The organism is Nakamurella flavida, assembly GCF_030811475.1.
Classification (GTDB): domain Bacteria; phylum Actinomycetota; class Actinomycetes; order Mycobacteriales; family Nakamurellaceae; genus Nakamurella; species Nakamurella flavida.
This window is the reverse complement of record NZ_JAUSQV010000001.1, coordinates 723,354-747,924: the sequence shown is the minus strand read 5'-3', so window position 1 is coordinate 747,924 and position 24,571 is coordinate 723,354. Positions and strand designations below refer to the sequence as shown.

Annotated in this window: 22 protein-coding genes and 1 tRNA gene; 18 read left to right on the top strand and 5 right to left on the bottom strand. The window is 71.3% G+C overall.

The features are described from left to right. Position 1: 1 nt before the first annotated feature. Positions 2-904, top strand: coding sequence for an acyl-CoA thioesterase (locus J2S58_RS03310; RefSeq protein WP_306826335.1), 903 nt, complete (start codon positions 2-4; stop codon positions 902-904). 102 nt (positions 905-1,006) lie between these two features. Beyond that, positions 1,007-1,585 carry a DUF1802 family protein gene (locus tag J2S58_RS03305; RefSeq protein WP_205255616.1) on the top strand — a complete coding sequence of 193 codons (579 nt, stop codon included), beginning with the start codon at positions 1,007-1,009 and terminating at the stop codon, positions 1,583-1,585. Between the two features lie 10 nt (positions 1,586-1,595). Here J2S58_RS03305 and J2S58_RS03300 read toward each other — a convergent pair. Further along, a tRNA-Leu gene (locus tag J2S58_RS03300) sits at positions 1,596-1,672 on the bottom strand. Between the two features lie 221 nt (positions 1,673-1,893). Between J2S58_RS03300 and J2S58_RS03295 the strand changes: the two genes are divergently transcribed. From J2S58_RS03295 to J2S58_RS03255, 9 genes are all read left to right on the top strand, one after another. Beyond that, positions 1,894-2,478, top strand: a complete 585-nt coding sequence (locus tag J2S58_RS03295; protein ID WP_205255617.1) for an ANTAR domain-containing response regulator — start codon at positions 1,894-1,896, stop codon at positions 2,476-2,478. Between the two features lie 266 nt (positions 2,479-2,744). Next, positions 2,745-4,025 (top strand): branched-chain amino acid ABC transporter substrate-binding protein, encoded by a 1,281-nt coding sequence (locus J2S58_RS03290; RefSeq protein WP_240188451.1) that lies wholly within the window; start codon positions 2,745-2,747, stop codon positions 4,023-4,025. A gap of 211 nt (positions 4,026-4,236) precedes the next feature. After that, positions 4,237-5,277 (top strand): branched-chain amino acid ABC transporter permease, encoded by a 1,041-nt coding sequence (locus J2S58_RS03285; RefSeq protein ID WP_205255619.1) that lies wholly within the window; start codon positions 4,237-4,239, stop codon positions 5,275-5,277. Next, positions 5,274-6,494, top strand: coding sequence for a branched-chain amino acid ABC transporter permease (locus tag J2S58_RS03280; RefSeq protein ID WP_205255620.1), 1,221 nt, complete (start codon positions 5,274-5,276; stop codon positions 6,492-6,494). Before J2S58_RS03285 ends, J2S58_RS03280 begins: the two co-directional genes overlap by 4 nt. Continuing rightward, entirely contained in the window at positions 6,491-7,483 is a 993-nt protein-coding gene (locus tag J2S58_RS03275) for an ABC transporter ATP-binding protein (RefSeq protein WP_240188452.1), read from the top strand. Before J2S58_RS03280 ends, J2S58_RS03275 begins: the two co-directional genes overlap by 4 nt. After that, positions 7,470-8,189, top strand: a complete 720-nt coding sequence (locus J2S58_RS03270) for an ABC transporter ATP-binding protein (RefSeq protein WP_240188453.1) — start codon at positions 7,470-7,472, stop codon at positions 8,187-8,189. Before J2S58_RS03275 ends, J2S58_RS03270 begins: the two co-directional genes overlap by 14 nt. A gap of 1 nt (position 8,190) precedes the next feature. After that, positions 8,191-8,754: a hypothetical protein gene (locus tag J2S58_RS03265; RefSeq protein WP_205255621.1), complete on the top strand. Its 564-nt coding sequence runs from the start codon at positions 8,191-8,193 to the stop codon at positions 8,752-8,754. Further along, positions 8,754-9,587 (top strand): alpha/beta fold hydrolase, encoded by an 834-nt coding sequence (locus J2S58_RS03260; RefSeq protein WP_205255622.1) that lies wholly within the window; start codon positions 8,754-8,756, stop codon positions 9,585-9,587. The genes J2S58_RS03265 and J2S58_RS03260 overlap by 1 nt, the downstream gene beginning before the upstream one ends. A gap of 48 nt (positions 9,588-9,635) precedes the next feature. After that, positions 9,636-10,559: a hypothetical protein gene (locus tag J2S58_RS03255; RefSeq protein WP_205255623.1), complete on the top strand. Its 924-nt coding sequence runs from the start codon at positions 9,636-9,638 to the stop codon at positions 10,557-10,559. Positions 10,560-10,578: 19 nt separating this feature from the next. On the opposite strand, the gene J2S58_RS03250 is transcribed toward J2S58_RS03255, so the two are convergent. Continuing rightward, on the bottom strand, positions 10,579-11,046 hold the full coding sequence (locus tag J2S58_RS03250) for a hotdog fold thioesterase (RefSeq protein ID WP_205255624.1): 468 nt from the start codon (positions 11,044-11,046) through the stop codon (positions 10,579-10,581). 244 nt (positions 11,047-11,290) lie between these two features. Here J2S58_RS03250 and polA point away from each other — a divergent pair, with 244 nt between their 5' ends. Beyond that, the gene (gene polA, locus J2S58_RS03245; RefSeq protein ID WP_205256045.1) at positions 11,291-13,960 is read left to right on the top strand and encodes a DNA polymerase I; all 2,670 of its coding nucleotides are present in this window, start codon (positions 11,291-11,293) and stop codon (positions 13,958-13,960) included. A 39-nt stretch (positions 13,961-13,999) separates the two neighbouring features. Here polA and add read toward each other — a convergent pair whose 3' ends face one another. From add to J2S58_RS03230, 3 genes are all read right to left on the bottom strand, one after another. Beyond that, complete coding sequence (gene add / locus J2S58_RS03240; protein ID WP_205255625.1) at positions 14,000-14,968, bottom strand: adenosine deaminase; 969 nt, start codon at positions 14,966-14,968, stop codon at positions 14,000-14,002. Between the two features lie 9 nt (positions 14,969-14,977). Then, positions 14,978-15,799 (bottom strand): nucleoside phosphorylase, encoded by an 822-nt coding sequence (locus tag J2S58_RS03235; RefSeq protein ID WP_205255626.1) that lies wholly within the window; start codon positions 15,797-15,799, stop codon positions 14,978-14,980. Positions 15,800-15,957: 158 nt separating this feature from the next. Beyond that, positions 15,958-16,833 (bottom strand): class I SAM-dependent methyltransferase, encoded by an 876-nt coding sequence (locus J2S58_RS03230; RefSeq protein WP_205255627.1) that lies wholly within the window; start codon positions 16,831-16,833, stop codon positions 15,958-15,960. Between the two features lie 318 nt (positions 16,834-17,151). Between J2S58_RS03230 and rpsA the strand changes: the two genes are divergently transcribed. The 6 genes from rpsA (at position 17,152) to J2S58_RS03200 (ending at position 24,435) form a co-directional block, all read left to right on the top strand. Further along, the gene (gene rpsA, locus J2S58_RS03225) at positions 17,152-18,606 is read left to right on the top strand and encodes a 30S ribosomal protein S1 (protein ID WP_205255628.1); all 1,455 of its coding nucleotides are present in this window, start codon (positions 17,152-17,154) and stop codon (positions 18,604-18,606) included. A gap of 253 nt (positions 18,607-18,859) precedes the next feature. Next, complete coding sequence (locus tag J2S58_RS03220) at positions 18,860-19,639, top strand: hypothetical protein (RefSeq protein WP_205255629.1); 780 nt, start codon at positions 18,860-18,862, stop codon at positions 19,637-19,639. Positions 19,640-19,683: 44 nt separating this feature from the next. Continuing rightward, complete coding sequence (gene coaE / locus J2S58_RS03215; protein ID WP_205255630.1) at positions 19,684-20,925, top strand: dephospho-CoA kinase; 1,242 nt, start codon at positions 19,684-19,686, stop codon at positions 20,923-20,925. A gap of 46 nt (positions 20,926-20,971) precedes the next feature. Continuing rightward, positions 20,972-23,143 carry an excinuclease ABC subunit UvrB gene (uvrB, locus tag J2S58_RS03210; RefSeq protein ID WP_205255597.1) on the top strand — a complete coding sequence of 724 codons (2,172 nt, stop codon included), beginning with the start codon at positions 20,972-20,974 and terminating at the stop codon, positions 23,141-23,143. 52 nt (positions 23,144-23,195) lie between these two features. Beyond that, complete coding sequence (locus J2S58_RS03205; protein WP_205255596.1) at positions 23,196-23,630, top strand: VOC family protein; 435 nt, start codon at positions 23,196-23,198, stop codon at positions 23,628-23,630. A gap of 181 nt (positions 23,631-23,811) precedes the next feature. After that, positions 23,812-24,435 carry a maleylpyruvate isomerase family mycothiol-dependent enzyme gene (locus J2S58_RS03200; protein WP_205255595.1) on the top strand — a complete coding sequence of 208 codons (624 nt, stop codon included), beginning with the start codon at positions 23,812-23,814 and terminating at the stop codon, positions 24,433-24,435. The last annotated feature ends 136 nt before the right edge of the window (positions 24,436-24,571 follow it).

Below are 24,571 nucleotides of genomic sequence, written 5' to 3'. Positions count from 1 at the left end.
CGTGAGCACCCGGCCGGAGCTGCAGCGGGACGTCGACGGCGTCCCCCGCGGGCAACTCGTCCTCGACGGCCTCCTCCAGCTGCTCGCGCTGCAGCAGCTGGGGGAGGACCTGTTCCGCGGGGTGTCGCCGGAACGCTCCCCGGTCCGGGTCTTCGGCGGGCAGGTCGCCGCGCAGGCGCTGACCGCCGCCGGCCGCACCGTCGGGGCCGACCGACCCGTGCACTCCCTGCACGGCTACTTCGTCCGGGCCGGGGATCCGCGGATCCCCATCGACTACCAGGTCGAACGCATCCGGGACGGCCGCTCCTTCACCACCCGACGGGTGACCGCGCTGCAGGGTGAGCAGGTCATCTTCACCATGGCGGCGTCCTTCCAGGTGCGCGAGGTGGGCGTCGACCACGCGACGGCGGCACCGGTCACCCCGGACCCGGAGTCGTTGCCGACCTATGCCGAGCGTGTCGCCCCGTTCCAGGACCAACTGTCCGGGTGGGGACGGTTCCCCCGGCCGTTCGACGTCCGGTACGTCAACGACCCCCCCTGGCAGTCCCGGCTCGCCGGGCCGAGGCCCGGGTTGCGCAACCAGGTCTGGTTCCGGCCCGACGGCGTCGTACCGGACGACGACCTCGTCCACGTGTGCCTGCTGGCCTATCTGTCGGACCTGACGCTGCTGGACTCGCTGCTGGCGTCCCACGCACTGACGCACGGCACCGATCAGCTGCAGCTGGCCTCGCTGGACCACGCCATGTGGTTCCACCGCCCGGTGCGGCTGGACGACTGGGTCCTGTACGACACCGAGTCGCCCAGTGCGGCCGGCGGTCGCGGTCTGGTCACCGGCCGGTTCTTCGCCCGGGACGGCGCCATGATGGCCACCGTGGTGCAGGAGGGTCTCATCCGGATCCGCTGAGTCCGTCGTGACCGGCCGACCCACCGACCCACCGACCCACCGACGCCGTGGGCCCCGGCCCGGTCACCCGCCGGCCCCTCGACGCCGGTTACCGTCACAGCCATGCACCCGTCGACCCCGGCACCGCACCCGTCGACCCCGGCACTGAAGGAATGGGCGGCGGTGGTGCACGCGCTGCTCGCCGGCCGTCAGACGGTGCTGCTGCGCAAGGGCGGCATCGGCGAGAAGCGGTTCACCCTGGACGCGGAGAGCTTCCTGCTCTTCCCGACGACCGCGCACAGCCACGCGGAATCCACCCGACCCGAGCACCACGACCTGCTGACGGCCGGCGAGAACGATTGCCGCGGCGGACATGTGGTCATCCGGGCACGGCTGGACGTGGTGGAGGCGATCGAGGTGCGCCGACCGGAGGCGGTGGCCGAGCTGGAGCCGTTCCACGTCTTCACGACCGCGTCGGTCGTCGCGAACCGCATCGACTTCCGGCCCAGGCGGGCGCTGGCCGTGCTCGTCGTCCGGGCCCGGCCGGTCCTCGAACCCGTCGTGCTCACCCGCGAGGAACGGTTCGGCGGGTGCGTGAGCTGGGTCGACCTGCCGGTGGGGGAGGCGATCGCCGGACCCGCCGCGGTCGACGACGAGGAGCTCCACCGGGTCGGGCGGACGGTGCGGCAGGCGGTCGGCTAGAGCGACCGCGTGGTGCCCCCGGTCAGACTCGAACTGACACTGTGCGGGATTTGAATCCGCTTCCTCTGCCAATTGGGATACGGGGGCGGCAGGTGCCCGTGCGACGGGCGGACTCAGCTTAGACGACGGTTGGGCGCGGGCGACGCGACGAGCGCGGGGCCGACCCGGACACGGGAGGATCGGCGGGTCACCGGTCACATCACAATCCCCGACCCGGGTCTCCGGCCCGGCGTCGCACCGGCGCGACTACAGTCCTGGAAGACCCGGAGGCCGATCGGCGGCCCTGGCACTGTTCGGGAGGAATGCCGATGACCGCTCCACGTCGCGTCCTGATCGCCGAGGACGAAGCGCTGATCCGGCTCGACCTCGCCGAGATGCTGACCGAGGAAGGCTTCGAGGTCGTGGGTGAGGCCGGCGACGGCGAGCAGGCGGTCGCGCTCGCCCAGGAACTGCGCCCCGACCTGGTCATCCTCGACGTCAAAATGCCCAAGAAGGACGGGATCGACGCCGCTGCGGAGATCGTCACCGCCCAGATCGCGCCCGTGGTCATCCTGACTGCGTTCTCCCAGCGGGATCTGATCGAGCGGGCCCGGGACGCGGGTGCGATGGCCTACCTGGTCAAGCCGTTCTCCAAGTCCGATCTGCTGCCGGCGATCGAACTGGCCGTGGCGCGCTACGCCGAGACGGCCGCGCTCCGCGAGGAGGTCGCCGACATCACCCAGCGGCTGGAGGCGCGCAAGATCATCGACCGCGCCAAGGGCCTGCTGATGACGCACCAGAAGATGACCGAGCCCGAGGCCTTCCGCTGGATCCAGCGCACCGCGATGGACCGCCGGACCTCGATGCAGGCCGTGGCCACCGCCGTCCTCGAGGGCCTGGCCGCGAAGAGCTGAACCATGTCGGCGGTCCGCCGCCGCACAGGACGAAACACCCGCACCGGATCTCTCCGGTGCGGGTGTTCCCGTCTGCGCGTCCCGGCATTCCCCCGGATGACCGAAAGGTTTCCCGTGTCGCGATTGGGTTACGAGCGCATGGCGGGCTCCCCAACGTGCGAGCGGGTGGGTTAGGTTCCCGGCGTGCTGGCGCGAGTGGCGCTGCCGGCGGCCCGTCGTACGGGTGGAACGTCCTAATACCGGAGGTGCACGTGCATCGTCGATCGATGCGAGCGGCTCTCGTCCTCGTGGCTGCGGCCACGCTGACGGTGTCCGCCTGTGGCAGCAAGTCCACGACCGGGGGGGCAGCCGGGACGACGTCCGCGGCCGGCTCCTCCCCCGCGAGCGCGAGCGGGTCGGCCAGCGGGTCGGCATCCGGCTCCAGCAGCGCGGCCCCCAGCGGTGACCTGGCCATCAACCCCGAGGTGCAGATCGACATCGACGGCAAGGAGGTCCCGGTCAGCACCGGTACCACCGCCGTGGATCCGGCCGGCGACGGCTCGGCCACCTGCCCGGCCGGCACCTCCATCGCCATGGCGGGTGCCCTCACCGGCCCGAACGCGGCCCTGGGCCTGAACATCCTGTACGGCGCGAACGTCGCGATCGACAAGCACAACAAGGCCAACCCGAACTGCCAGGTCACCGTCAAGCAGTTCGACACCGAGGGCGATCCGCAGAAGGCCACCCAGGTCGCGCCGCAGATCGTCAACGACGCGTCGGTCATCGGCCTCCTCGGCCCGGCGTTCTCCGGTGAGACCAAGGCCGTCGGCCCGATCTTCAGCCAGGCCGGTCTGCTCTCGCTGACCGCCTCGGCGACCAACCCGGACCTGACGAAGAACGGCTGGACCAACTTCTTCCGCGGTCTGGCCAACGACGCCGTCCAGGGCCCCGCGGTCGCCAAGTACCTGGTGAACGCCGCCGGCTACAAGAAGGTCTGCGTCGTCAAGGACAACTCCGACTACGGCGTCGGCCTGGCCGAGGAGATCACCACCGGCCTCGGTGACGTGGCCGACTCGTCCTGCGCCGCCGACGTCAAGACCGGCGACAAGGACTTCTCCGCCACCGCTTCGCTGATCAACAGCGCTCAGCCCGACGCGGTGTTCTACGCGGGCTACTACGCGGAGGCCGCACCGTTCGTGCAGCAGCTGCGGGAGAACGGCGTGACCGCCGCGTTCGTCTCCGCGGACGGCACCAACGATCCGCAGTTCGTCGAGCAGGCCGGGTCCTCCGCCGAGGGCGCCATCCTGTCCTGCCCCTGTGGCCCGGCTCCCGAGGAGTTCGCCGCCGAGTACACGGCCCTGAACGGGTCCGCTCCCGGCGTCTACTCCACCGAGGGCTACGACCTCGCCACGATCATGCTGACCGGGATCGACTCCGGCGTCACCGATCGCGCCGGGCTGATCGACTACGTGAAGAACTACACGGGCCAGGGCCTGGCCCGCGAGTACAAGTGGGACTCCACCGGCGAGCTCGCTTCCTCGTTGATCTGGATCTACAAGGTCGGCTGACCCGACCACCTCCCGCGGCGTCCACGTCACGGGTACGACGCGGCCGGGGGCTCGGCACCACGAGCCCCCGGCCGCGTCCGGTCTGTGCACGGTCGGACGGCCGTGCGGACCCGCCGCGGCCCTCCGGCCGCCGCCGCCCCACCGCCGAGTTCCGGCGGTCGGTCCCACCAGGTTTTCCAGCGATCGCCGGGCGTCGGCGTGAAGGAGCAGGATGAGCACACTGCTGGCCCTGGGAGCTGACTACCTCAGCGCCCCGGCCATCAACTTCAACATCGAGGCGCTCGGTGCGAACTTCTGGCAGTTGACGATCGAGGGACTGGCCTACGGGGCGGTCTACGCGCTGGTGGCGGTGGGGTACACGCTGGTCTACGGCGTCCTGCGGTTGATCAACTTCGCGCACTCGGAGATCTTCATGCTGGGCATGTTCGGCCAGTACGCGGCGCTGATGATGTTGGGCTTCAGCCCGGCCGGCAACGCCTATTCCGAGGGCGCCCTGCTGACGATCGTCTATCTGATCCTCGCCCTGGTGGTGGGCATGCTGATCTCCGGCGGTGCCGCCGTCGGGTTGGAGCGCATCGCCTACCGCCCGCTCCGCAAGCGCAACGCCCCGTCGCTGGTCTTCCTCATCACCGCGATCGGGGCGTCGTTCGTGCTGCAGGAGTTCGTGCACTTCGTCCTGCCCAAGCTCACCGGCGACGAACTGGGCGGCGTCAACGCCCAGCAGCCGATCCGGCTGGTGGAGCAGAAGGAGCAGTTCACGATCTTCGGCGCCTCGGTCACCAACGTCACGCTGATCATCGTGATCTCGGCACTGGTGCTGGCCCTGGCCACCGACCTGTTCGTCAACCGCACCAAGTTCGGCCGCGGCATCCGCGCCGTCGCGCAGGACCCGACCACGGCCACCTTGATGGGCGTCTCCCGTGAGCGCGTCATCATGCTGACCTTCCTCATCGGCGGCATGCTCGCCGGTGCTGCCGCGCTCCTGTACACCCTGCGGGTCCCCAACGGCATCATCTACTCGGGCGGCTTCATCCTGGGCATCAAGGCGTTCTGCGCCGCGGTGCTCGGTGGCATCGGCAACCTGCGTGGTGCGCTGATCGGTGGTCTGCTGCTGGGGGTCATGGAGAACTACGGCCAGATCCTCTTCGGCACGGCCTGGCGCGACGTCGTCGCCTTCGTCCTGCTGATCCTCGTCCTGATGTTCCGGCCCACCGGCATCCTCGGTGAGACTCTCGGAAGGGCACGCGCATGAGCACCCCGGTGAACGAGCGCCCGCACGGCGGGGTCGGCGACCGCTTCCGGCTGTGGTGGAACGCGCTGGCCCGGCCGGTGCAGTGGGCCGTCGGCGTGCCGTTCATCCTCCTGCTGGCCGTGCTGCCCGTGCTGAACCTGCCCGTCATCACCACCGAGGGCACCAACTTCGGTGCGGTCATGGCCCAGTTCGGCATGTACGCCCTGCTGGCCATCGGCCTGAACGTGGTCGTCGGCCAGGCCGGCCTGCTCGACCTCGGCTACGTCGGTTTCTACGCGGTCGGCGCCTACACCGTCGCCCTGCTGACCAGCCCGGACAGTCCGTGGAACCAGACCGGGCCGGACGGGTGGCTGTCGACCCGCTGGGCCTGGCTCGCCGTGCTGCCGATCGCCGTCGCGGTGACGGCGTTGTCCGGCCTGCTGCTCGGATCCCCGACCCTGCGCCTGCGCGGCGACTACCTGGCCATCGTCACTCTCGGGTTCGGCGAGATCGTCCGGCTGCTCGCCGACAACCTCGGCGACATCACCGGTGGCGGTCGCGGTCTGTCCCAGGTGGCGTTCCCGCGGCTCGGTACGTCCGAGACCGATCAGCTCGGCGTCTTCTCCGCCGGCAACGTCTCCGGCACCGTCAACTCCGGCACCTGGTGGTACTGGCTGTCCATCCTGCTGATCGTGGTCATCCTGGTGTTCGTGGGGAACCTCGAGCGCTCCCGGGTCGGCCGGGCCTGGGTCGCGATCCGCGAGGACGAGGACGCGGCCGAGATCATGGGCGTGCCCACGTTCAAGTTCAAGCTGTGGGCGTTCACCATCGGGGCCTCGATCGGCGGCATCTCCGGCGCGCTCTACGCCGGCCAGGTGCAGTTCGTGACCCCGACCAACTTCAACGTCATCAACTCGGTGCTGTTCCTGTGCGCGGTGGTTCTCGGCGGTCAGGGCAACAAGCTCGGTGTCATCCTCGGTGCGTTCATCATCGTGTACCTGCCCAACTTCTTCCTGGGCCGCACGGAGCTGTTCGGCATCGCCATCGACGGCAACGCGATCTCCAACTACAAGTACCTGTTCTTCGGTGTGGCGCTGATGATCCTCATGATCTTCCGGCCGCAGGGGCTGATCCCGGCCCGGCAGAAGCTGCTGACCTACGGCCGCCAGCTGTACGTCGCCGCCCGCCGTCGGCCGACCGAAGGACTGTCCGACCACGTCACGGAGGGGGCGAGATGAGCGATCCCGGCGGCCTGCGGGCCGGATCGGATCACGGCGAGCAGAACCGCGCCGACGAGAACGCCGAGTTCGTCAGCTCCGACAAGGATCTGCCCGGTGGGGTGACCGAGGAGCCAGTCATCGTCGACGTGGCCGAGGTCAACCCGCAGCTGGCCGACCCGGAGGTGGTCGCCGAGATGGTCGCCCCCACCCGGGCCATCGCCACCGACGTCGGGGCCGACCTGCTGCAGATGAAGGACGTCACCATGAAGTTCGGTGGCCTCACCGCGCTCGACGCGGTGACCTTCGAGATCCGCCGTGGCGAGATCCTCGGCCTGATCGGGCCGAACGGCGCCGGCAAGACCACCTGCTTCAACGCGATGACCGGTGTGTACAAGCCGACCTCGGGCGACGTGATCTTCGACGGGCGGCCGCTGGGGGCGCTCAAGCGCAACCAGATCACCCGCCGCGGCATCGCTCGGACGTTCCAGAACATCCGGCTGTTCAGCGAGATGACCGCACTGGAGAACGTCGTCGTCGGCACCGACGCGCGCCACAGGACGTCCGTTCCCGGGGCGCTGTTCCGCTCCTCCCGGCACCGCCGGGAGGAGAAGGACGCCATCGAGCGCAGCATGGCACTGCTCGAGTTCGTCGGCGTGGGGGGCCGGGCCACCGAGAAGGCCCGCAACCTGCCCTACGGCGACCAGCGTCGGCTGGAGATCGCCCGGGCGCTGGCCACCGAGCCCAAGCTGCTGTGCCTGGACGAGCCGGCGGCCGGCTTCAACCCGGCCGAGAAGGCCGCGCTGATGGACCTGATCCGCAAGATCCGTGACGACGGGTACACCGTCCTGCTCATCGAGCACGACATGCGCCTGGTCATGGGCGTCACCGACCGCATCGTGGTGCTCGAGTTCGGCAAGAAGATTGCCGAGGGTGCCCCCGCGGAGATCCGCGACAACCCGGCGGTCATCGCCGCCTACCTGGGAGTGCCCGACGATGCCTCTGCTTGAGATCAAGGACATGGTCGTCGGCTACGGCCGGATCGAGGCGCTGCACGGCATCTCGCTGACCGTCGAGGAGGGCGAGCTGGTCACCCTGATCGGTGCCAACGGCGCCGGCAAGACGACCACCATGCGCGCCATCTCGGGGGTGCGCCCGCTGACCCGGGGCACGATCCTGTTCGACGGCGAGGACATCACGAAGATGAAGGCGCACGTCCGCGTGCTGACCGGCATCGTCCAGGCCCCCGAGGGGCGGGGGGTGTTCCCGGGCATGACCGTCCAGGAGAACTTGGACATGGGGCACTACGCGCGGAAGTTCGAGTCCAAGGCCGCCTACCAGGAGACGCTGGACCGGGTGTTCGAGCTGTTCCCGCGGCTGGCCGAGCGGCGCTCGCAGGTCGGCGGCACCATGTCCGGCGGAGAGCAGCAGATGGTCGCCATCGGCCGGGCGCTGATGGCCCGACCGCGCCTGCTGCTGCTGGACGAACCGTCGATGGGCCTGGCGCCGATGATCATCCAGCAGATCTTCCGGATCATCTCGGACATCAACGCCCTGGGCACCACCATCCTGTTGGTCGAGCAGAACGCCCAGCAGGCGCTGTCCCGCTCCGACCGGGCGTACATCCTGGAGACCGGGGAGGTGGTCAAGTCCGGGCCCGGCAAGCAGCTGCTGGCCGACCCGGCGATCAAGGAGGCCTACCTCGGGGTCGCCTGACATGGCCGCCGGCCCGGCCGGCCCGCGCACCCTCCCGGGGGTCCGCGGCTGGCGGCGGTGGCTGCACCGGGCGGTCCCGCTTCCGGAGGAACGCGCCCGGGGGCGGATCTCCTCGTACGCCTACGGCAACATCCTGGTGCTGGCGGCGATCGCCGGCATCGGCGGCGAACGCATCGACGACGGCTCCGGGATCGTCCTCGTGCTGGCGACCACTCTCACCACCTATCTGGCGCACATCGTGGCCCACTCCATCGGCGGGCGTCTCGGCCGGGATCACGCCGACTGGCGGTCCCACCTGCGTGAGGAGATGGTCGACGCCACGCCCATCCTCAGTTCCGGCACCCTCCCGACGCTGCTGCTGCTGGCCGGGTACCTGCAGTGGCTGCCCACCGCGTGGTCGCACGCCCTGGCCGGCGGCCTGATCGTGGTCCGGCTCGCCCTGATGGGCTTCCAGGTCGAACGCGTCAGCGGCCAGCCGGCCTCCCGCGGCTCGTTCTGGTCCGGCGTGGCGCTCGCCCTGGTCAGCGCAGTGGTGGTGGCCCTCAAGGTCACCTTCGCGCACTGATGGCGGCGAATCCGCCGGCCACCGCCGGTGTCCCCTGGGTGCCCGGCACGGCCACGGCCGGCGACGGCACGCCCCTGGCGTTCTGGACCGCGGGCTCCGGCTCCCCGGTCCTGCTCATCGCCGGTCAGGCCGTGGACCATCATTCCTGGGACCTGGCCGCACCGCGGCTGGTCGAAGACCACCGGTTGGTGGTCTTCGACCACCGCGGCACCGGGGCGAGTGGCTCCGGTGCGGCGCCCCGGTTCAGCACCCGCGATCTGGCCGACGACGCCCGCGCCGTGCTCGACGCGGCCGGCGTGGACCGGGCCCACGTGGTCGGCCATTCCATGGGTGGCCGGATCGCCCAGTGGCTGGCCGTCGACCATCCCGAGCGGATCGACCGGCTCGTCCTGGTGGCCACGACGGCCGGCGACCGGCACGGCCCGCAGCGTGACCCCGCGGCCGACGCGGCCCTGCGATCGGGAGACTTCGCGGCACTGGCCCGGTTGTTCTTCCCCGACGAGTGGGAACCCGAGGCGTTCGCGCGGCTCTTCTCGGTGGGCGGCACCGCCGTCGACCGGGGTCGGCACTTCCGGGCGAGCCGCGCCCACGACACCCTGACCGACCTGGCCGCCGTCCGGGCCCGGACGCTGGTACTGCACGGGGCGGACGACCTGCTGACCGCCCCCGGGCACGCCCAGGTGCTCGCCGACCGACTGCCGCAGGCGCATCTCGTCGTGCTGCCCGAGGCGCGGCACGGTGTCGTGCTGGACGGCGGCGCCGGTCTCGACCTGGTGGTCGATTTCCTCACCGCCCGGGACGTATCAGCGCAGGGTAGGCCGGCTCCGTCCTGACGACGCGGCGCCCGCCCCGGGGCCGCACACCAGGCAGGAGTGTGCTCCATGGCAGGTGCCACCGAGGCCGGCGACGACTTCTCCGTCGGCCGGACCAACTCCAGCGAGGAGCGCAGCCTCCTCGTCGCCGTCGGCGGGGACCCCGACGGGTACCAGACCGACTTCGTCCTCAGCGTCTCCACCCAGGACGACAAGGTGCTCACCAAGAACCCGTCCGGGGTCGACGCCATCCACGCCACGGGCACCGTCGCCCTGCCGACGGGCGGCGCGATCGGCACCATCCCGCCCGGGAACGGTGTGGTCGGCCGGGGCGCCAACGGTCTGGTGGGCTACCAGGAGGGGGCCGCCCGGGACACCGCCACCGAACAGGGCGTGCACGCCGGCGTGCTCGGTGTGGGCGGGGCGTCGCCCGGGGTGTTCGGGACCGGCACCTCCGGTGTCCTCGGCTACTCGGACGGGCAGCCCCGTCAGGAGTTCTGGGAGAGCCAGGCGCTCAGCGGGGTGGCCGGGGTGGGGTCGGACGTCGGGGTGCGCGGGTACTCCGAGGGCACGGCCGGCGTGGCGGGGGCGAGCACGGACGGCCACGGGGTCGACGGGCATTCCACCCTCGGCAACGGCGTGAACGGGACCAGCGAGCGCGGTGTCGGTGTGCGGGGGCGCAGCGAGACCGGACTCGGGGTGCTGGGGGAGTCCGCCGAGGACGTCGGAGGCATGTTCCTGTCGAAGGAGTCCGCCCAGGTGTGGCTGTATCCCGGCTCGATCGGCGCGGTGAACAGCGCGTCGTCCTACACCCCGGAGGCCATCGCCGTCCGGGACCGCGGCCCGGGCCTGCCCGCCCGCGGCCGGGTCGGCGAGCTGTTCGCGGCCCGCGACGACTCCGGCGACGGCAGCCTGTGGTTCTGCGTGCAGGACGCGGGCCCGGCCCGGTGGGCGCAGGTGCTGCTCGGTATGCCGTTCGACGGCACCACCTGAGCCGCGCCGTCCGACCGGGTCAGCGCGGCGCGCGCAGCAGGCAGGACAGCCGGGCGGTGCAGACCCGGCGGTCGGCCTCGTCGCGGATCGCGATCTCCAGGGTGACCATGGTGCGTCCGATGTGCAGCGGGGTGCACACCGCCTCCACCGTCCCCTCGGTGACCGCGCGGTGGTGGGTGCAGGACAGTTCGGTGCCCAGCCCCACCTGCCCGGGCGGGGCGATCAGCACGGCGTGGATGGAGCCGACCGTCTCCGCCAGTGCGGCGCTGGCGCCACCGTGCAGCAGGCCGAACGGCTGGCGGTTGCCGACGACGGGCATGGTGGCCCGCACGCGGTCGCGGCCCACCTCGACGAACCGGATGCCCAGGGCGGCGGCCAGTTCGCCGACCCCGGCGTTGACGGTGCCGACCAGGTCGGGGTCGTCCCAGGGGTTGGCCAGCGAGCGCAGCAGGGCCAGGATCTCGGGGTCGGTGGATGCTCCGGTCATGGCGGCCTGCCCTCCCGCGGCCCGGTGGAACGGGACCCGCTGTCGGTGCCTGACCCTAGACTCGGGCCCGTGATGGCGACGACTCAGACCCGGTCCGCAGGGCCCCTCGATGTCTAGCGGCGAGCCCGGTGGCACGGGTACCGGCACCGCGGCGGGGGAGATCGAGGTGGACGAGTTCGGCGCTTCGTTCGACGGTGACGTGGGCCCGGCGGACACCCCACCGGTGCAGCCCGGCGAGGCCGGCATGCTCCTCCTGCTGGACGGCCACTCGCTGGCCTACCGGGCCTTCTTCGCGCTGCCGGTGGAGAAGTTCTCCACCACCACCGGCCAGCCGACCAACGCCGTCTACGGCTTCACCTCGATGCTGATCAACCTGCTGCGCGACGAGAAGCCCACGCACGTCGCGGTGGCCTTCGACCTGTCCCGGCAGACCTGGCGCAGCGAGGAGTTCGCGGCCTACAAAGCCAACCGGACCAGCTCCCCGGCCGACTTCAAGGGCCAGGTCGAGTTGATCAAGGAGGTGCTCACCGCGCTGCGGATCCCGCACGTCTCCGCCGAGAACTACGAGGCCGACGACGTCATCGCCACGCTGACCACCCGGGCCACCGCGGAGGGTCTCGCGGTGAAGATCTGCTCCGGCGACCGCGACTCGTTCCAGCTGGTCACCGACCACGTGACCATCCTGTACCCGACCCGGGGCGTGTCCGAGATGGGCCGGATCACCCCGGAGGAGGTCGACCGCCGGTACGGGCTCACCCCCGCGCAGTACCCCGACTTCGCCGCGTTGCGCGGCGATCCGTCCGACAACCTGCCCGGCATCCCCGGTGTCGGGGAGAAGACGGCGAGCAAGTGGATCCGCGAGTTCGGCAGCCTGACCGCCCTGGTCGACCGGGTCGACGAGGTCCGCGGCAAGGCCGGCGACGCCCTGCGCGAGGCGCTGTCCAGCGTGATCCAGAACCGCCGGCTCACCGAGCTCGTCCGCGAGGTCCCGCTGGAGGCCGATCCGCTGTCGGACTTCCGGGCCGTGCAGTACGACCGCGAGGCCGTGCACAAGATCTTCGACGACCTGCAGTTCCGGGTGCTGCGCGAGCGGCTGCTGGAGACCTTCGAGCAGGCCGACGAGACCAGCACCGAGGGCTTCACGGTCGAGGGCGCCCGGCTGCCTCCGGGCGGCGTGCGGGCCTTCCTCGACGAGCACGGCCAGGAGCGGGTCGGGCTCACCCTGCGCGGGGTGTACGTCCCGGGCGGCGGTGACGTCTCCACCATCGCCCTGGCCGCCGCGGACGGGGCCGCCGGCGTCATCGACCTGACCACGCTGGACCCGGACGACGAAGCCGCGTTGGCCGCGTGGCTGGCCGATCCGCGCCCGCGCAAGGTGGGTCACGACCTCAAGGCCGCGCTCAACGCCCTGACCGCCCGTGGCTTCACGACGGACGGGATCGTCGACGACACCGCGCTGGCCGCATATCTCGCGCTGCCCGGTCAGCGGACCTTCGACCTGGGCGATCTGGTCCAGCGGTACCTGCACCGGACGCTGGACGTCACCGACGGCACCGGCGAGGCCCAGCTGGAGCTGTCCTTCGGCACCGACGAGGGCAGCGACGCCGTCGACACCAAGGACATGGTGCAGGCGCGGGCGGTCATCGATCTGGCCGCCAAGCTGGAGGAGCAGCTGGAGTCCACCGGTCAGCTGGGCCTGCTGGCCGACATGGAGCTGCCGGTGATGACGGTGCTGGGCGTCATGGAGCGGGCCGGGATCGCCGTCGACGTGCCCTATCTGGAGGAGCTCCAGTCCACCTTCGCCACCGAGATCACCGCGGCGGCCCAGGCTGCCTACGCGGAGATCGGGCGGGAGGTGAATCTCGGCTCGCCCAAGCAGTTGCAGGTCGTGCTGTTCGACGAGTTGGACATGCCGAAGACCAAGCGCACCAAGACGGGTTACACCACCGACGCCGACGCGCTGGTCGCCTTGCACGAGCAGACCGGGCACGCGTTCCTCACCCACCTGTTGCGGCACCGGGACGTCACCCGGCTCAAGAGCACCGTGGACGGCCTGCTCAAGTCGGTCGGTGATGACTGTCGGATCCACACCACCTACCAGCAGACGGTCGCGGCGACGGGCCGGCTGTCCTCCACGGACCCGAACCTGCAGAACATCCCGGTGCGCACCCAGGAGGGCCGGCAGATCCGGCGGGCGTTCATCGCCCCGGCGGCCGACTGGACACTGCTGACGGCCGACTACTCCCAGATCGAGATGCGCATCATGGCGCACCTCTCGCAGGACGAGGGGCTGATCACCGCCTTCCGTTCCGGGGAGGACCTGCACACCTTCGTGGCCATGCGCGCGTTCGGCATCCCGGCCGAGGAGGTCACCCCCGAGCGGCGGCGCCGGATCAAGGCGATGTCCTACGGCCTGGCGTACGGGCTCTCCGCATACGGCCTGTCCGGGCAGCTGAAGATCAGCGTGGACGAGGCGAAAGACCAGATGGAGGCGTACTTCTCGCGTTTCGGCGGGGTGCGCGACTTCCTCCGGGACACCGTCGACCAGGCGCGGATCGACGGGTATACCGAGACGGTCTTCGGCCGCCGTCGGTACGTTCCCGATCTGACCAGCGACAACCGCCAGCGCCGGGACATGGCCGAACGGGTCGCCCTGAACGCGCCGATCCAGGGCAGCGCCGCCGACATCATCAAGGTGGCCATGCTCGACGTGCAGCGGCGCATCGAGGCCGAGGGGCTGCAGTCCCGCCTGCTGCTCCAGGTGCACGACGAACTGGTCTGCGAGGTCGCGCCCGGCGAGCGGGACGCGATGACCACCCTGGTCCGCGAGGAGATGGCCGGTGCGTACGCGCTGGACGTGTCCCTCGACGTCTCCGTGGGGTTCGGCACGAACTGGGACGAAGCCGCGCACTGACCGGCCCGCCCCCGGGCCGGCGGGTCCGGGGGCGGCTGGTCAGCGGGGGAGGCGCGCGGCCAGGGCCGAGCGCTGCCCCGGCTCGAGGAAGGCCGCGGCCACGCTGACCCGGTCCAGCTCGGCGAGATCGGCGGGGGAGAAGCCGAGCTCCTCGTGCAGCACCCGGCGTTCGGCCGCCATCGACGAACCGGTCTGCACGGGGTTGTCGTCGCCGAGGACGACCGGGACGCCGGCGTCCCGGAACCGCGGGGCCGGATGGTCGGCGACGGCGGCGAGCGCACCGGTGAACCAGTTCGACGTCGGGCACATCTCGACGACGACCCCGTGGTCGGCGCACCAGGCCAGCACGTCCGGGTCGTCGACGATGTGGGTGCCGTGCCCGATGCGGGTGACCCCGAGCAGTTCCACCGCCCGCCGGGCCATGACCCCGGGGGCGGCCTCGGCGGCGTGGCAGGTCAGGCCGAGGCCGGCGGCGCCCGCCGCGCGGAACAGCGACACGTACCGCTCGAGATCCGGGAAGCGCAGTTCGTCCCCGGCGAGGTCGAAACCGACCACACCGCGCCCGGCGAACCGCGTGGCCGCCGCGACCACCTCGGCGTTCAGGTCGTCCGGGTGCGAGCGCAGGGCCGCGATCACCACCCCCGCGGGCAGACCGGTCGCCGCGGTCCCGTCGGCGAAGCCCCGGCACACCGCGGCGATCACGTCGTCCATGTCCAGGCCGAACGCCCGCACGTGGGTACCCGGCCCGAAGCGCACCTCCAGGTGGTCCACCCCGTCCGCGGCCGCGTCCTCCACGGCCTCCCGGGCGATCCGGGTGATGGCATCGGGGGAGGAGAAGAACGGGTAGCTGGCGCCGACCCGGTCCAGGAACGTGGTCAGCGTCCCCGGCCGGGGGAGCGTGAGGGCAGCGGCCCAGTCCCGGTCCGGCAGGCCGAGATCTGCGGCGAGCGCCACGGCCGTGGCCGGTCGGACCCGTCCCTCCAGATGGGTGTGCAGATCGATCAGCACCGGCCCGCCCTACAGCTCGAGGGCGACGGCGGTCTCCAGGGCGGCCTCGATGCTGCGCATCCAGCCGTCCTTGAGGCGGGAGTTGGCTTCGTCGTACAGGCTGGCCCCGTCGACGAGGTTGCTGGAACAGGCGCAGATCATCCCGGCCCGGAGCCCCCGCAGGCGGGCGACGACGTACATCGCCGAGCTCTCCATCTCCACGTTGAGGATGCCCATGGCGTTGAGCTGCCCGATCCACTCCGGGGTCTCCGCGTAGAAGGCGTCGTCGGAGGCGTTGAGGCCGCTGTGCACCGCCCAGTCGGCACCTGGCTCCGCGGCGAGCAGGGCCCGCGAACGGGCCGCGAGCTCCAGCGTGATCGTGGGGTCCGGCACCGCCGGGTAACCCGGGTGCACGTAGGCGGCGGTGGTGCCGTCGTTGCGGAGCGACCCCTCGCTGACCAGCAGATCACCGGGCCGGATGCCGGGCTGCAGAGCGGCGGTGCTGCCGACACGGATGAACGAGGTGACCCCGACCCGGGCGAGCTCCTCCACGGCGATGGCCGTTGACGGGCAGCCCATGCCGGTGGACGTCGCGGTGATCAGCCGGCCCCGGTACATCCCCGTCATGGTGCGGTGCTCGCGGTTGTGCGCGATGTCCTTCACGTCGGTGAGGAACTCCGCGACGAACGGCACCCGGAACGGGTCGCCGGGCAGCAGGGCCACCGTGCCGACCTCGCCGGGGGCGATACCGATGTGGTACTGCCGCGCGCCCACACCGGCCGCGCTCTTGTCGACGATCGAACTACCGGCGGGGGCGGGGGTGGCGGGGCTGGGGGATGCGGGTGCGCTCATGGCGACCTCCGGGAAGAGCGGCGCGCGCGTCCGGTCTGCGGGTGCAGCGGGCCACGTTTCCTGGGGAATGCGGAGACTGTACCCAGGGCACGGCGACGGCAGAAGGGGCTCGCCCGCCGACCCGGGAAGCCTCGCCACCCGGACGCGGGGTCCGGCGTTCAGCCGGGCAGCTCGGTCACGAAGATCGCGGTCCCGGGGAAGATCTCGCCGCGTTCGGCCGACCACTGGCCCCACACGCCGTCGAACCCCTCCGGCCACATCGGCTCGACCACGTCGACGAGACGTAGTCCTGCCGCGGTGATCTCGCGGACCCGGTCGCCCAGCGTCCGGTGGTGCTCGACGTAGGCCGGGACGCCGTCCTGATCCACCTCCACGTAGGGCGAACGGTCGAAGTACGACTGGACGGCGGTCAACCCGGCGGGCCCGGGGTCGTCGAGGAAGATCCAGCGCATCGGATGGGTCACCGAGAACACCCAGCGCCCGCCGGGCCGCAGCACCCGGGCCACCTCCCGCATGAGCAGCGCGGAGTCGGCGACGAAGGGGACCGCCCCGAAGGCGGAGAACACCGCGTCGAAGGACCGGTCGGCGAACGGGAGTTCGCAGGCGTCGGCCTGGACGAGCGGGACCTGCACCGCGATGCGGTCGCCCGTCTCCCGGGCGTGCCGCAGCATCCCCGCGGACAGATCGAAGGCCACCACGCGGGCGCCCTGCCGCACCAGCCATCGTGCGCACGGCGCCGACCCGCAGCCGACCTCCAGGATGCGGCGGCCCCGCACGTCGCCGAGCAGGTGCACGTCCTCCTCCCGCAGGTTCTCCGGGCACCAGACGAGATCGGCTTCGCCCAGGAACTCACCGTGCTCGAGGTGGTAGGCGTCGGCGTCGTGGTCCCACCAGCGACGGTTGGCCCGCCGCGACGCCGGCTGATCGGCCGGGACACGGCGCGGGCGCGTCTCGCCCAGCCCGCCGGCGGACCCCCCGGGATCGACGGTGATCGGGTCGGTCGGCAGCGGGTGACTGGGCCCGGAAGCGGTCATGACGGCATTATCGGACGGATACCCGGCCAGCCCGTCGGGGACCCTGGACGGGTGGGCGACCGGGGGGGTCGGGCCGGGCGACCGGAGCGTGCCGTATGGCGTACGCTTGGCCTGCTGTGGGTCTGTGCTGTCTCGGTATGGAGCAGGCCGCACCCGCCCTCGGGCCGGAGCAGTTCGTGGCGACGCAGGATCCCTGCCCCGCCGGAACACCCGGGTCGCGGGTGGAGCGGATCCGCGGCGACACGCATCGACTCGGACCGTCGCCGGCAGACCACCGGCCCCGGTTCCCCGAAACCCCCGTCCGGAGCACCCCACCAGATGTCCACACCCACCATCTCCGTCCCCCAGGTCGCGATCAACGACATCGGGACGGCTGAGGATTTCCTCGCGGCCATCGATCTGACCATCAAGTACTTCAACGATGGCGACATCGTCGAGGGCACGATCGTCAAGGTCGACCGCGACGAGGTCCTGCTCGACATCGGCTACAAGACCGAGGGCGTCATCCCCTCGCGCGAGCTGTCGATCAAGCACGATGTCGACCCGAGCGAGGTCGTCGAGATCGGCGAGCGCGTCGAGGCCCTGGTCCTCCAGAAGGAGGACAAGGAAGGTCGTCTCATCCTGTCCAAGAAGCGTGCGCAGTACGAGCGCGCGTGGGGCACGATCGAGAAGATCAAGGAAGAGGACGGCGTCGTCTCCGGCACCGTCATCGAGGTCGTCAAGGGCGGTCTGATCCTGGACATCGGCCTGCGCGGCTTCCTGCCCGCGTCGCTGGTCGAGATGCGTCGCGTGCGCGACCTGCAGCCCTACGTGGGCCGTCAGCTCGACGCCAAGATCATCGAGCTGGACAAGAACCGCAACAACGTCGTGCTCTCCCGTCGCCAGTGGCTCGAGCAGACCCAGTCCGAGGTGCGCAGCGAGTTCCTCAACCAGCTGGGCCGCGGCCAGGTCCGCAAGGGCGTCGTGTCGTCCATCGTCAACTTCGGTGCCTTCGTGGACCTGGGTGGCGTCGACGGCCTGGTGCACGTCTCCGAGTTGTCCTGGAAGCACATCGACCACCCGTCCGAGGTCGTCGAGGTCGGCCAGGAGGTCACCGTCGAGGTCCTGGACGTCGACATGGACCGCGAGCGCGTCTCGCTGTCGCTGAAGGCGACCCAGGAAGACCCGTGGCGTCACTTCGCCCGTACCCACGCCATCAACCAGGTCGTGCCGGGCAAGGTCACCAAGCTGGTCCCCTTCGGTGCGTTCGTGCGCGTGTACGACGGCATCGAGGGTCTGGTCCACATCTCCGAGCTGGCCGGCCGCCACGTGGAGGTGCCGGAGCAGGTCGTGTCCGTCGACGACGAGATCTTCGTGCGCGTCATCGACATCGATCTCGACCGTCGCCGGATCTCCCTCTCGCTGAAGCAGGCGAACGAGGGCATCACCCCGGAGACCGAGTTCGACGAGGTCCGCGCCCAGTACGGCGTGGTGGACCACTACGACGACGCCGGCAACTTCCTGCCGCCGGAGGGCTTCGACGTCGCCAGCGGCGAGTGGCTCGAGGGCTTCGACAGCCAGCGTGAGGCGTGGGAGAAGCAGTACTCCGACGCGCACGCGACCTACGAGTCGCACCTCAAGCAGATCGCCGCTGCGTTGGTCGCCGACGCCGAGGCGGCCGAGCCGGCCAACTACTCGTCGGGCACCGCCACCGCCGACGAGGAGGCTCCGGTCAACTCGCTGGTCGACGACGAGCAGCTCGCCGCGCTGCGCGCGCGTCTCGCCGGAAGCTGATCCACCGCTCCATCCGCAGTGTCCCGCTGGGGCCGTCACCGAGAGGTGACGGCCCCAGCGGCGTCTCCCGGGTCGGGCGCGGTCGGCACGCCGACACCCCGACACCCGGCGAGAGCAGGCCGTCCGTGCCGGGCGGTCCACCGGTGACGGGGCCGTTCCCGTGGAGGCGGAGTCGCTCCCGGGAGAGCGTCGGGTCACCGGCTACCGTGGTGCCATGCCTCGCGCTCACTCTGGATTCCTCTCTCGTCACCGTGTGCTGAACGTCCTGCCGTTGGCCCTGGCCGCCGGTCTCGTGCTGAGTGCGTGTGGCGCCCCCACCGAGACCCGCCGCACCGTCACCGTGGACGCCACCGTGACGGGTTCGCCGGCCGCCCCGGCCACCGGTACGGATGCGTCCGGCACCGCGGTCACCGTCCCCTCGGACGGCACCGCCACCTCCGGTGACCCGGCCACGGGCACCGGCTCCACCGAGACGCCCGCATCGGGCGCGTCGACGTCGGACTCCGCAGCGACCTCCCCGGCGGCCTCCAGTTCCGCTCCGGCCACGTCCGCGGCCCCGGTGCAGGTGGTGGACCCGTTGAAGAACGACTGCGCCGCCCTGCTGAACGCGGCCGACGTCAAGCGCGAGCTGAACGCCGACATCGCCGACACCCGGGGCCGCATCGTCGACGTGGCCAACCCGGACCGCGGCATCACCGGTCGCATCAAGTGCCTCTACGGGCTCGGTGCGGACGGCAAGACCGGGGACGTGACGGTCAACCTGACCCAGTTCGCCGACGCCGCCGCGGCCACCGCCCAGGTGGACCTCACGGTGACCACCGAGAGCGGATTGGGTGCCCGCGTCTCCGACGCCGCCGTGGCCGGCTATCCCGGTCACGTCCTGCTGCGCGAGGGCGGTCTGTTCCTCATGCAGTACGACACCTGGACGCTGTCCATCGTGGTCGCCAACGGCAAGGCGGACGACGCGACCCTGGCTGCCGGCCTGCCCAAGCTCGCCGAGACCGTGCTCGCCCGGGTGCTCAAGAACGGCTGAGTGGTGGCGGGGACGGGGCCGTCCGACGGGGCCCGGGGCCGGCGATGATCACCGTCGCGGTGACCGGCGGCATCGGCTCGGGCAAGTCGACCCTCGCGGCGCGATGGGCGCAACGCGGTGCCGTGGTCGTGGATTCCGATCGGCTGGCCCGTGAGGTGGTGGCTCCGGGCACCACCGGTCTCGCGGCCGTGGCGCAGAGCTTCGGGCCGGAGATGCTCACCCCCCACGGGGAGCTGGACCGGGCTGCTCTCGCCGCCGTGGTGTTCGCCGACGTCGACGCCCGGCGTCGGCTGGAGGCGATCATCCACCCCCGGGTCCGGCAGGCTTTCGCGGATCGACGCGACGCGGCCGCACCCGACGCCGTCGTGGTCAACGACATCCCCCTGCTGACCGCTCTGCCCGCCGCCGCGGAGTTCCACCTCGTGGTGGGGGTGGGCGCCCCGGCCGAACTGCGGGTGCCGCGGCTGATCGCCCGCGGCCTGTCGGAGGCCGATGCCCGGGCCCGGATCGCGGCGCAGATCTCCGACGCCGACCGGTCGCCGCTGTGCGATCTCTGGCTGGTCAACGACGGTCCGGCCGACCTGTTGAGCGACCGGGCGGACCGGATCTGGGACGACCGCCTGGTGCCGTTCGCCCGCAACGTGCTGGCGGGGGAGCGGGCACCTCGCCGGGGACCCTGGCTGGTCCCGGCGGATCCCCTGTGGGGCGTGCAGGCGCTCCGGCTGGGCGCGCGCGTCTCCCGGGCCGTCGGCGGGGCCCGGGTCGACCACATCGGGTCCACCGCGGTCCCCGGGCTCGCGGCCAAGGACGTCCTGGACCTGCAGCTGACCGCGCCCGACCTGGCCACCGCCCGGGGTTGGGCGGAAGCATTGGTCCGGGCCGGGTTCCCCGCCGTCCGCGGCATCGACCGGGACACCCCCCGTCCGACCGGAGCCGACCCCGGTCCCTGGCACAAGGTGCTCCACGTCAATGCCGATCCGGGAAGAAGTCTCAACCTCTACGTGAGGGTGAGGGAATCCCCGGGGTGGAGGTGGGCCCTGCTGTTCCGGGACTGGCTGGCCGCGGACGCGGGTGCCCGCGCGGATTACCTGGCGGTCAAGGAGGACGCGGCCGCGCGGCATGTCGGCGATGCCACCGCCGAGGGGTACACCCTGGCCAAGGAGGCCTGGCTGATCGGCGCCTGGGACCGGTCGCAGCGATGGGCCGACCGGGCGGGCTGGAAGCCCGGTCCGGGACTCGACATCTCCGGGGAAGGTCCGGTCCCGGGACGTCGAGAGTCGCCCTGAGCTGCGCCGACGCGGACTGTCGGACCCCCCGCGTAGCCTGTGGTTCGTGGCTTTCGCGACAGAACATCCCATCCTCGCCGTCTCCGAGTTCCGACCGGTCAGCGACATCCCGCGGACCGGCGGGCGCTTCGAGGTGGTCAGCGAGTACAGCCCGTCGGGCGACCAGCCGACGGCCATCGCCGACCTGGAGAAGCGCATCCGGGGCGGGGACAAGGACGTCGTCCTGCTCGGCGCCACCGGCACGGGCAAATCGGCGACGACGGCCTGGCTGATCGAGAAGCTGCAGCGGCCCACCCTGGTGATGGCGCCGAACAAGACGCTGGCCGCCCAGTTGGCTAACGAGCTGCGGGAGCTCTTCCCGAACAACGCGGTGGAGTACTTCGTCTCGTACTACGACTACTACCAGCCCGAGGCGTACGTCCCGCAGACGGACACCTACATCGAGAAGGACTCCTCGGTGAACGCCGACGTGGAGCGGCTGCGGCACTCCGCGACCCACTCCCTGCTCTCCCGGCGGGACGTCATCGTGGTCGCGTCGGTGTCCTGCATCTACGGCCTGGGCACTCCGCAGTCCTACCTCGACCGGTCGATCCCCGTCTCCGTCGGCGCCTCGATGGACCGCGACTCGCTGCTCCGCGCCCTGGTCGAGATCCAGTACGCCCGCAACGACGTGGCCTTCACCCGAGGGTCGTTCCGGGTCCGCGGCGACACCGTGGAGATCATCCCGGCCTACGAGGAGCTCGCCGTGCGCATCGAGTTCTTCGGCGACGACATCGAGCGGCTGTACTACCTCCACCCGCTGACCGGTGACGTGGTGCGGGAGGTCAGCGAGCTGCGGATCTTCCCGGCCACCCACTACGCGGCCGGCCCGGAGCGCATGGAGAAGGCCATCCAGCTCATCGAGCAGGAGTTGGAGGACCGACTCGCGGAGATGGACGCCCAGGGCAAGCTGCTCGAGGCCCAGCGCCTGCGCATGCGCACCACCTACGACATCGAGATGATGCGGCAGGTCGGCTTCTGCTCCGGCATCGAGAACTACTCCCGGCCCATCGACGGCCGGCCGGCCGGGTCGGCGCCGGCCACCCTGATCGACTACTTCCCGGAGGACTTCCTCCTGGTCATCGACGAGTCGCACGTGACGGTCCCGCAGATCGGTGCGATGCACGAGGGCGACGCGTCCCGGAAGCGCACCCTGGTCGACCACGGCTTCCGGCTGCCCTCGGCCATGGACAACCGCCCGTTGACCTGGGAGGAGTTCGCCGATCGCATCGGCCAGACGGTCTACCTGTCGGCCACCCCGGGCCCGTACGAGCTGGGCCGGGCGCAGGGTGAGTTCGTCGAGCAGGTCATCCGCCCGACGGGCCTGGTCGACCCCGAGGTCATCATCAAGCCCACCAAGGGCCAGATCGACGACCTCGTCGGCGAGATCCGCGTCCGGGCCGACAAGGACGAGCGGGTGCTGGTCACCACGCTGACCAAGAAGATGTCCGAGGACCTCACCGACTACCTGCTCGAGATGGGCATCCGGGTGCGGTACCTGCACTCCGAGGTGGACACCCTGCGGCGGGTGGAGCTCCTCCGGGAGCTCCGGATGGGCGAGTACGACGTCCTCGTGGGCATCAACCTGCTGCGGGAGGGTCTCGACCTGCCCGAGGTGTCGCTGGTGGCCATTCTCGACGCCGACAAGGAGGGGTTCCTCCGCTCGGAGACCTCGCTGATCCAGACCATCGGCCGCGCCGCGCGCAACGTCAACGGCCAGGTGCACATGTACGCGGACAAGATGACCCCGTCGATGACCAGGGCCATCGACGAGACCAACCGCCGCCGGGAGAAGCAGGTCGCCTACAACGTGGCCCACGACGTCGACCCGCAGCCCCTGCGCAAGAAGATCAACGACATCCTGGAACGGGTCTACGCCGAGGCCGAGGACCAGGTCGAGGTGAAGATGGGCGGCTCCGGCCGCAACGCCTCCCGTGGCCGCAAGGCACCCGGGTCGCCGGGCGGCTCGTCCTCAGGCGTGTACGCCGGGCACAGCACCGCCGGCATGGCCCGCAACGAGCTCGCCGACCTCGTCCAGCAGCTCACCGACCAGATGATGGCCGCGGCCCGGGAGCTGCAGTTCGAGTTGGCCGGCCGGCTGCGTGACGAGATCCAGGAACTGAAGAAGGAGATCCGCGGGATGGACGCCACCGGGGTGGTGACGGTCGGGGCCCGCTGAGGCAGGCTGGTCCGCGGACGGCCACGGACGGGGGCCGGAAAGGGTGGTCGTCATGTCCCGACATCTGCAGGTGGTCTTCGATGCCGCCGGCCCGGCCGCCCTCGCCGAGTTCTGGAAGCTGGCGCTCGGTTACGTCAGCGATCCGCCGCCCGGGGGGTTCGCCTCCTGGGACCAGGCGTTGGCGGCGTGGGGTGTCCCGGCCGAGAACCGGGACGACGCGAACGCCATCGTCGACCCGGACGGGGCGGGTCCGCGGGTCTTCTTCCAGAAGGTCCCGGAGGCCAAGGCCGGCAAGAACCGGTTGCACCTGGACGTCAGTGCCACCCCGACCCGCGGGACCGACGCCGAGATGTGGCCCGAGATCGAACGTCTGGTCGCCGAGCTCGTCGGCCACGGCGCCACCGTCGTGGAGGAACGCCGCAATGCTTTCGGGGACCACTGGATGGTGATGACCGACCCGGAAGGCAACGAATTCTGCGTGCACTGACCGGCGGGCCCACGCCTGCTCCCGCGCGCCTGCCCCGCGGCCTGCGGCCCGCGGCCGGGCGTGCGGCTCGTCCCCCGAGCCGAGCCGAGTCGCGGCCGGACACCTGGCAGGAACGGTTGGCGGGGCGGAGCCGCCTCCGTCGCCCGGGGACAGGCGCTTCCGCCCGTGCCACGATCAGCCGATGGACACCTTCGCCGCCGTCGCCGACGAGCGCCGCGGCCTGGCCGACCTCCTGGCGGGTCTGACCCCCGCTCAGCAGGTGGTCCCGAGCCTGTGCGGATCGTGGCGGGTGCACGACGTGCTCGCTCACCTGGTGATGCCGCTCCAGGTGAGCCTGCCCAGGTTCGCGCTGACCATGGTGGCCTGCCGCGGCGACTTCGACCGGGCGAACGACCGGCTCACCCGGGCACAGGCCCGGACGCCCTTCGACGAACTCGTGGTGATCCTCCGTCGGAAGGCCGACTCCCGGTTCACCCCACCCGGTTCCGGCCCCGAGGCCCCGCTCGCCGATCTGCTCGTCCACGGGTCGGACATCCGCCGCCCGTTGGGCCTGACCCGGGACATCCCGCCGGAACGGTCGGCCGCGGCGTTGACGTTCCTCACCGGGCGGCCCGGCGCCGCCTTCGTGGCCCGGGGAACGACCACCGGCCTGCGGTTCGAGGCGGCAGACCTGGAGTGGTCACACGGCGACGGTCCGGTCGTCCGTGGCCCGGCTGATGCCCTGCTGCTCGCGCTCACCGGACGACAGGCTGCCCCCGACGTCACCGGTGACGGCGTGGCGATCCTGCGCTCCCGGCTGCCCTGACCGTCGCGGCCGGTCGAGTGGTCGTCTCCGGGTGGTGGCCCGCCGTGACCCCGGCGAGCGATCGAGCCGCATCGCCGTCCGGGCCAGTCGTCCGCTCGCGCGAGCGCTGGGATCGGGCCGTCGACCCGGACGCCCT

What these genes read in the sequence shown, in the direction of transcription:
- J2S58_RS03250 (WP_205255624.1), bottom strand. Translation starts at nt 11,046, where the DNA reads ATGACCGGAGCATCCACCGACCCCGAGATCCTGGCCCTGCTGCGCTCG.
- J2S58_RS03305 (WP_205255616.1), top strand. Translation starts at nt 1,007, where the DNA reads ATGCACCCGTCGACCCCGGCACCGCACCCGTCGACCCCGGCACTGAAG.
- J2S58_RS03295 (WP_205255617.1), top strand. Translation starts at nt 1,894, where the DNA reads ATGACCGCTCCACGTCGCGTCCTGATCGCCGAGGACGAAGCGCTGATC.
- J2S58_RS03280 (WP_205255620.1), top strand. Translation starts at nt 5,274, where the DNA reads ATGAGCACCCCGGTGAACGAGCGCCCGCACGGCGGGGTCGGCGACCGC.
- J2S58_RS03290 (WP_240188451.1), top strand. Translation starts at nt 2,745, where the DNA reads ATGCGAGCGGCTCTCGTCCTCGTGGCTGCGGCCACGCTGACGGTGTCC.
- J2S58_RS03285 (WP_205255619.1), top strand. Translation starts at nt 4,237, where the DNA reads ATGAGCACACTGCTGGCCCTGGGAGCTGACTACCTCAGCGCCCCGGCC.
- coaE (WP_205255630.1), top strand. Translation starts at nt 19,684, where the DNA reads ATGATCACCGTCGCGGTGACCGGCGGCATCGGCTCGGGCAAGTCGACC.
- J2S58_RS03205 (WP_205255596.1), top strand. Translation starts at nt 23,196, where the DNA reads ATGTCCCGACATCTGCAGGTGGTCTTCGATGCCGCCGGCCCGGCCGCC.
- J2S58_RS03265 (WP_205255621.1), top strand. Translation starts at nt 8,191, where the DNA reads ATGGCCGCCGGCCCGGCCGGCCCGCGCACCCTCCCGGGGGTCCGCGGC.
- J2S58_RS03200 (WP_205255595.1), top strand. Translation starts at nt 23,812, where the DNA reads ATGGACACCTTCGCCGCCGTCGCCGACGAGCGCCGCGGCCTGGCCGAC.
- J2S58_RS03260 (WP_205255622.1), top strand. Translation starts at nt 8,754, where the DNA reads ATGGCGGCGAATCCGCCGGCCACCGCCGGTGTCCCCTGGGTGCCCGGC.
- rpsA (WP_205255628.1), top strand. Translation starts at nt 17,152, where the DNA reads ATGTCCACACCCACCATCTCCGTCCCCCAGGTCGCGATCAACGACATC.
- polA (WP_205256045.1), top strand. Translation starts at nt 11,291, where the DNA reads ATGCTCCTCCTGCTGGACGGCCACTCGCTGGCCTACCGGGCCTTCTTC.
- J2S58_RS03235 (WP_205255626.1), bottom strand. Translation starts at nt 15,799, where the DNA reads ATGAGCGCACCCGCATCCCCCAGCCCCGCCACCCCCGCCCCCGCCGGT.
- J2S58_RS03230 (WP_205255627.1), bottom strand. Translation starts at nt 16,833, where the DNA reads ATGACCGCTTCCGGGCCCAGTCACCCGCTGCCGACCGACCCGATCACC.
- J2S58_RS03255 (WP_205255623.1), top strand. Translation starts at nt 9,636, where the DNA reads ATGGCAGGTGCCACCGAGGCCGGCGACGACTTCTCCGTCGGCCGGACC.
- J2S58_RS03275 (WP_240188452.1), top strand. Translation starts at nt 6,491, where the DNA reads ATGAGCGATCCCGGCGGCCTGCGGGCCGGATCGGATCACGGCGAGCAG.
- J2S58_RS03270 (WP_240188453.1), top strand. Translation starts at nt 7,470, where the DNA reads ATGCCTCTGCTTGAGATCAAGGACATGGTCGTCGGCTACGGCCGGATC.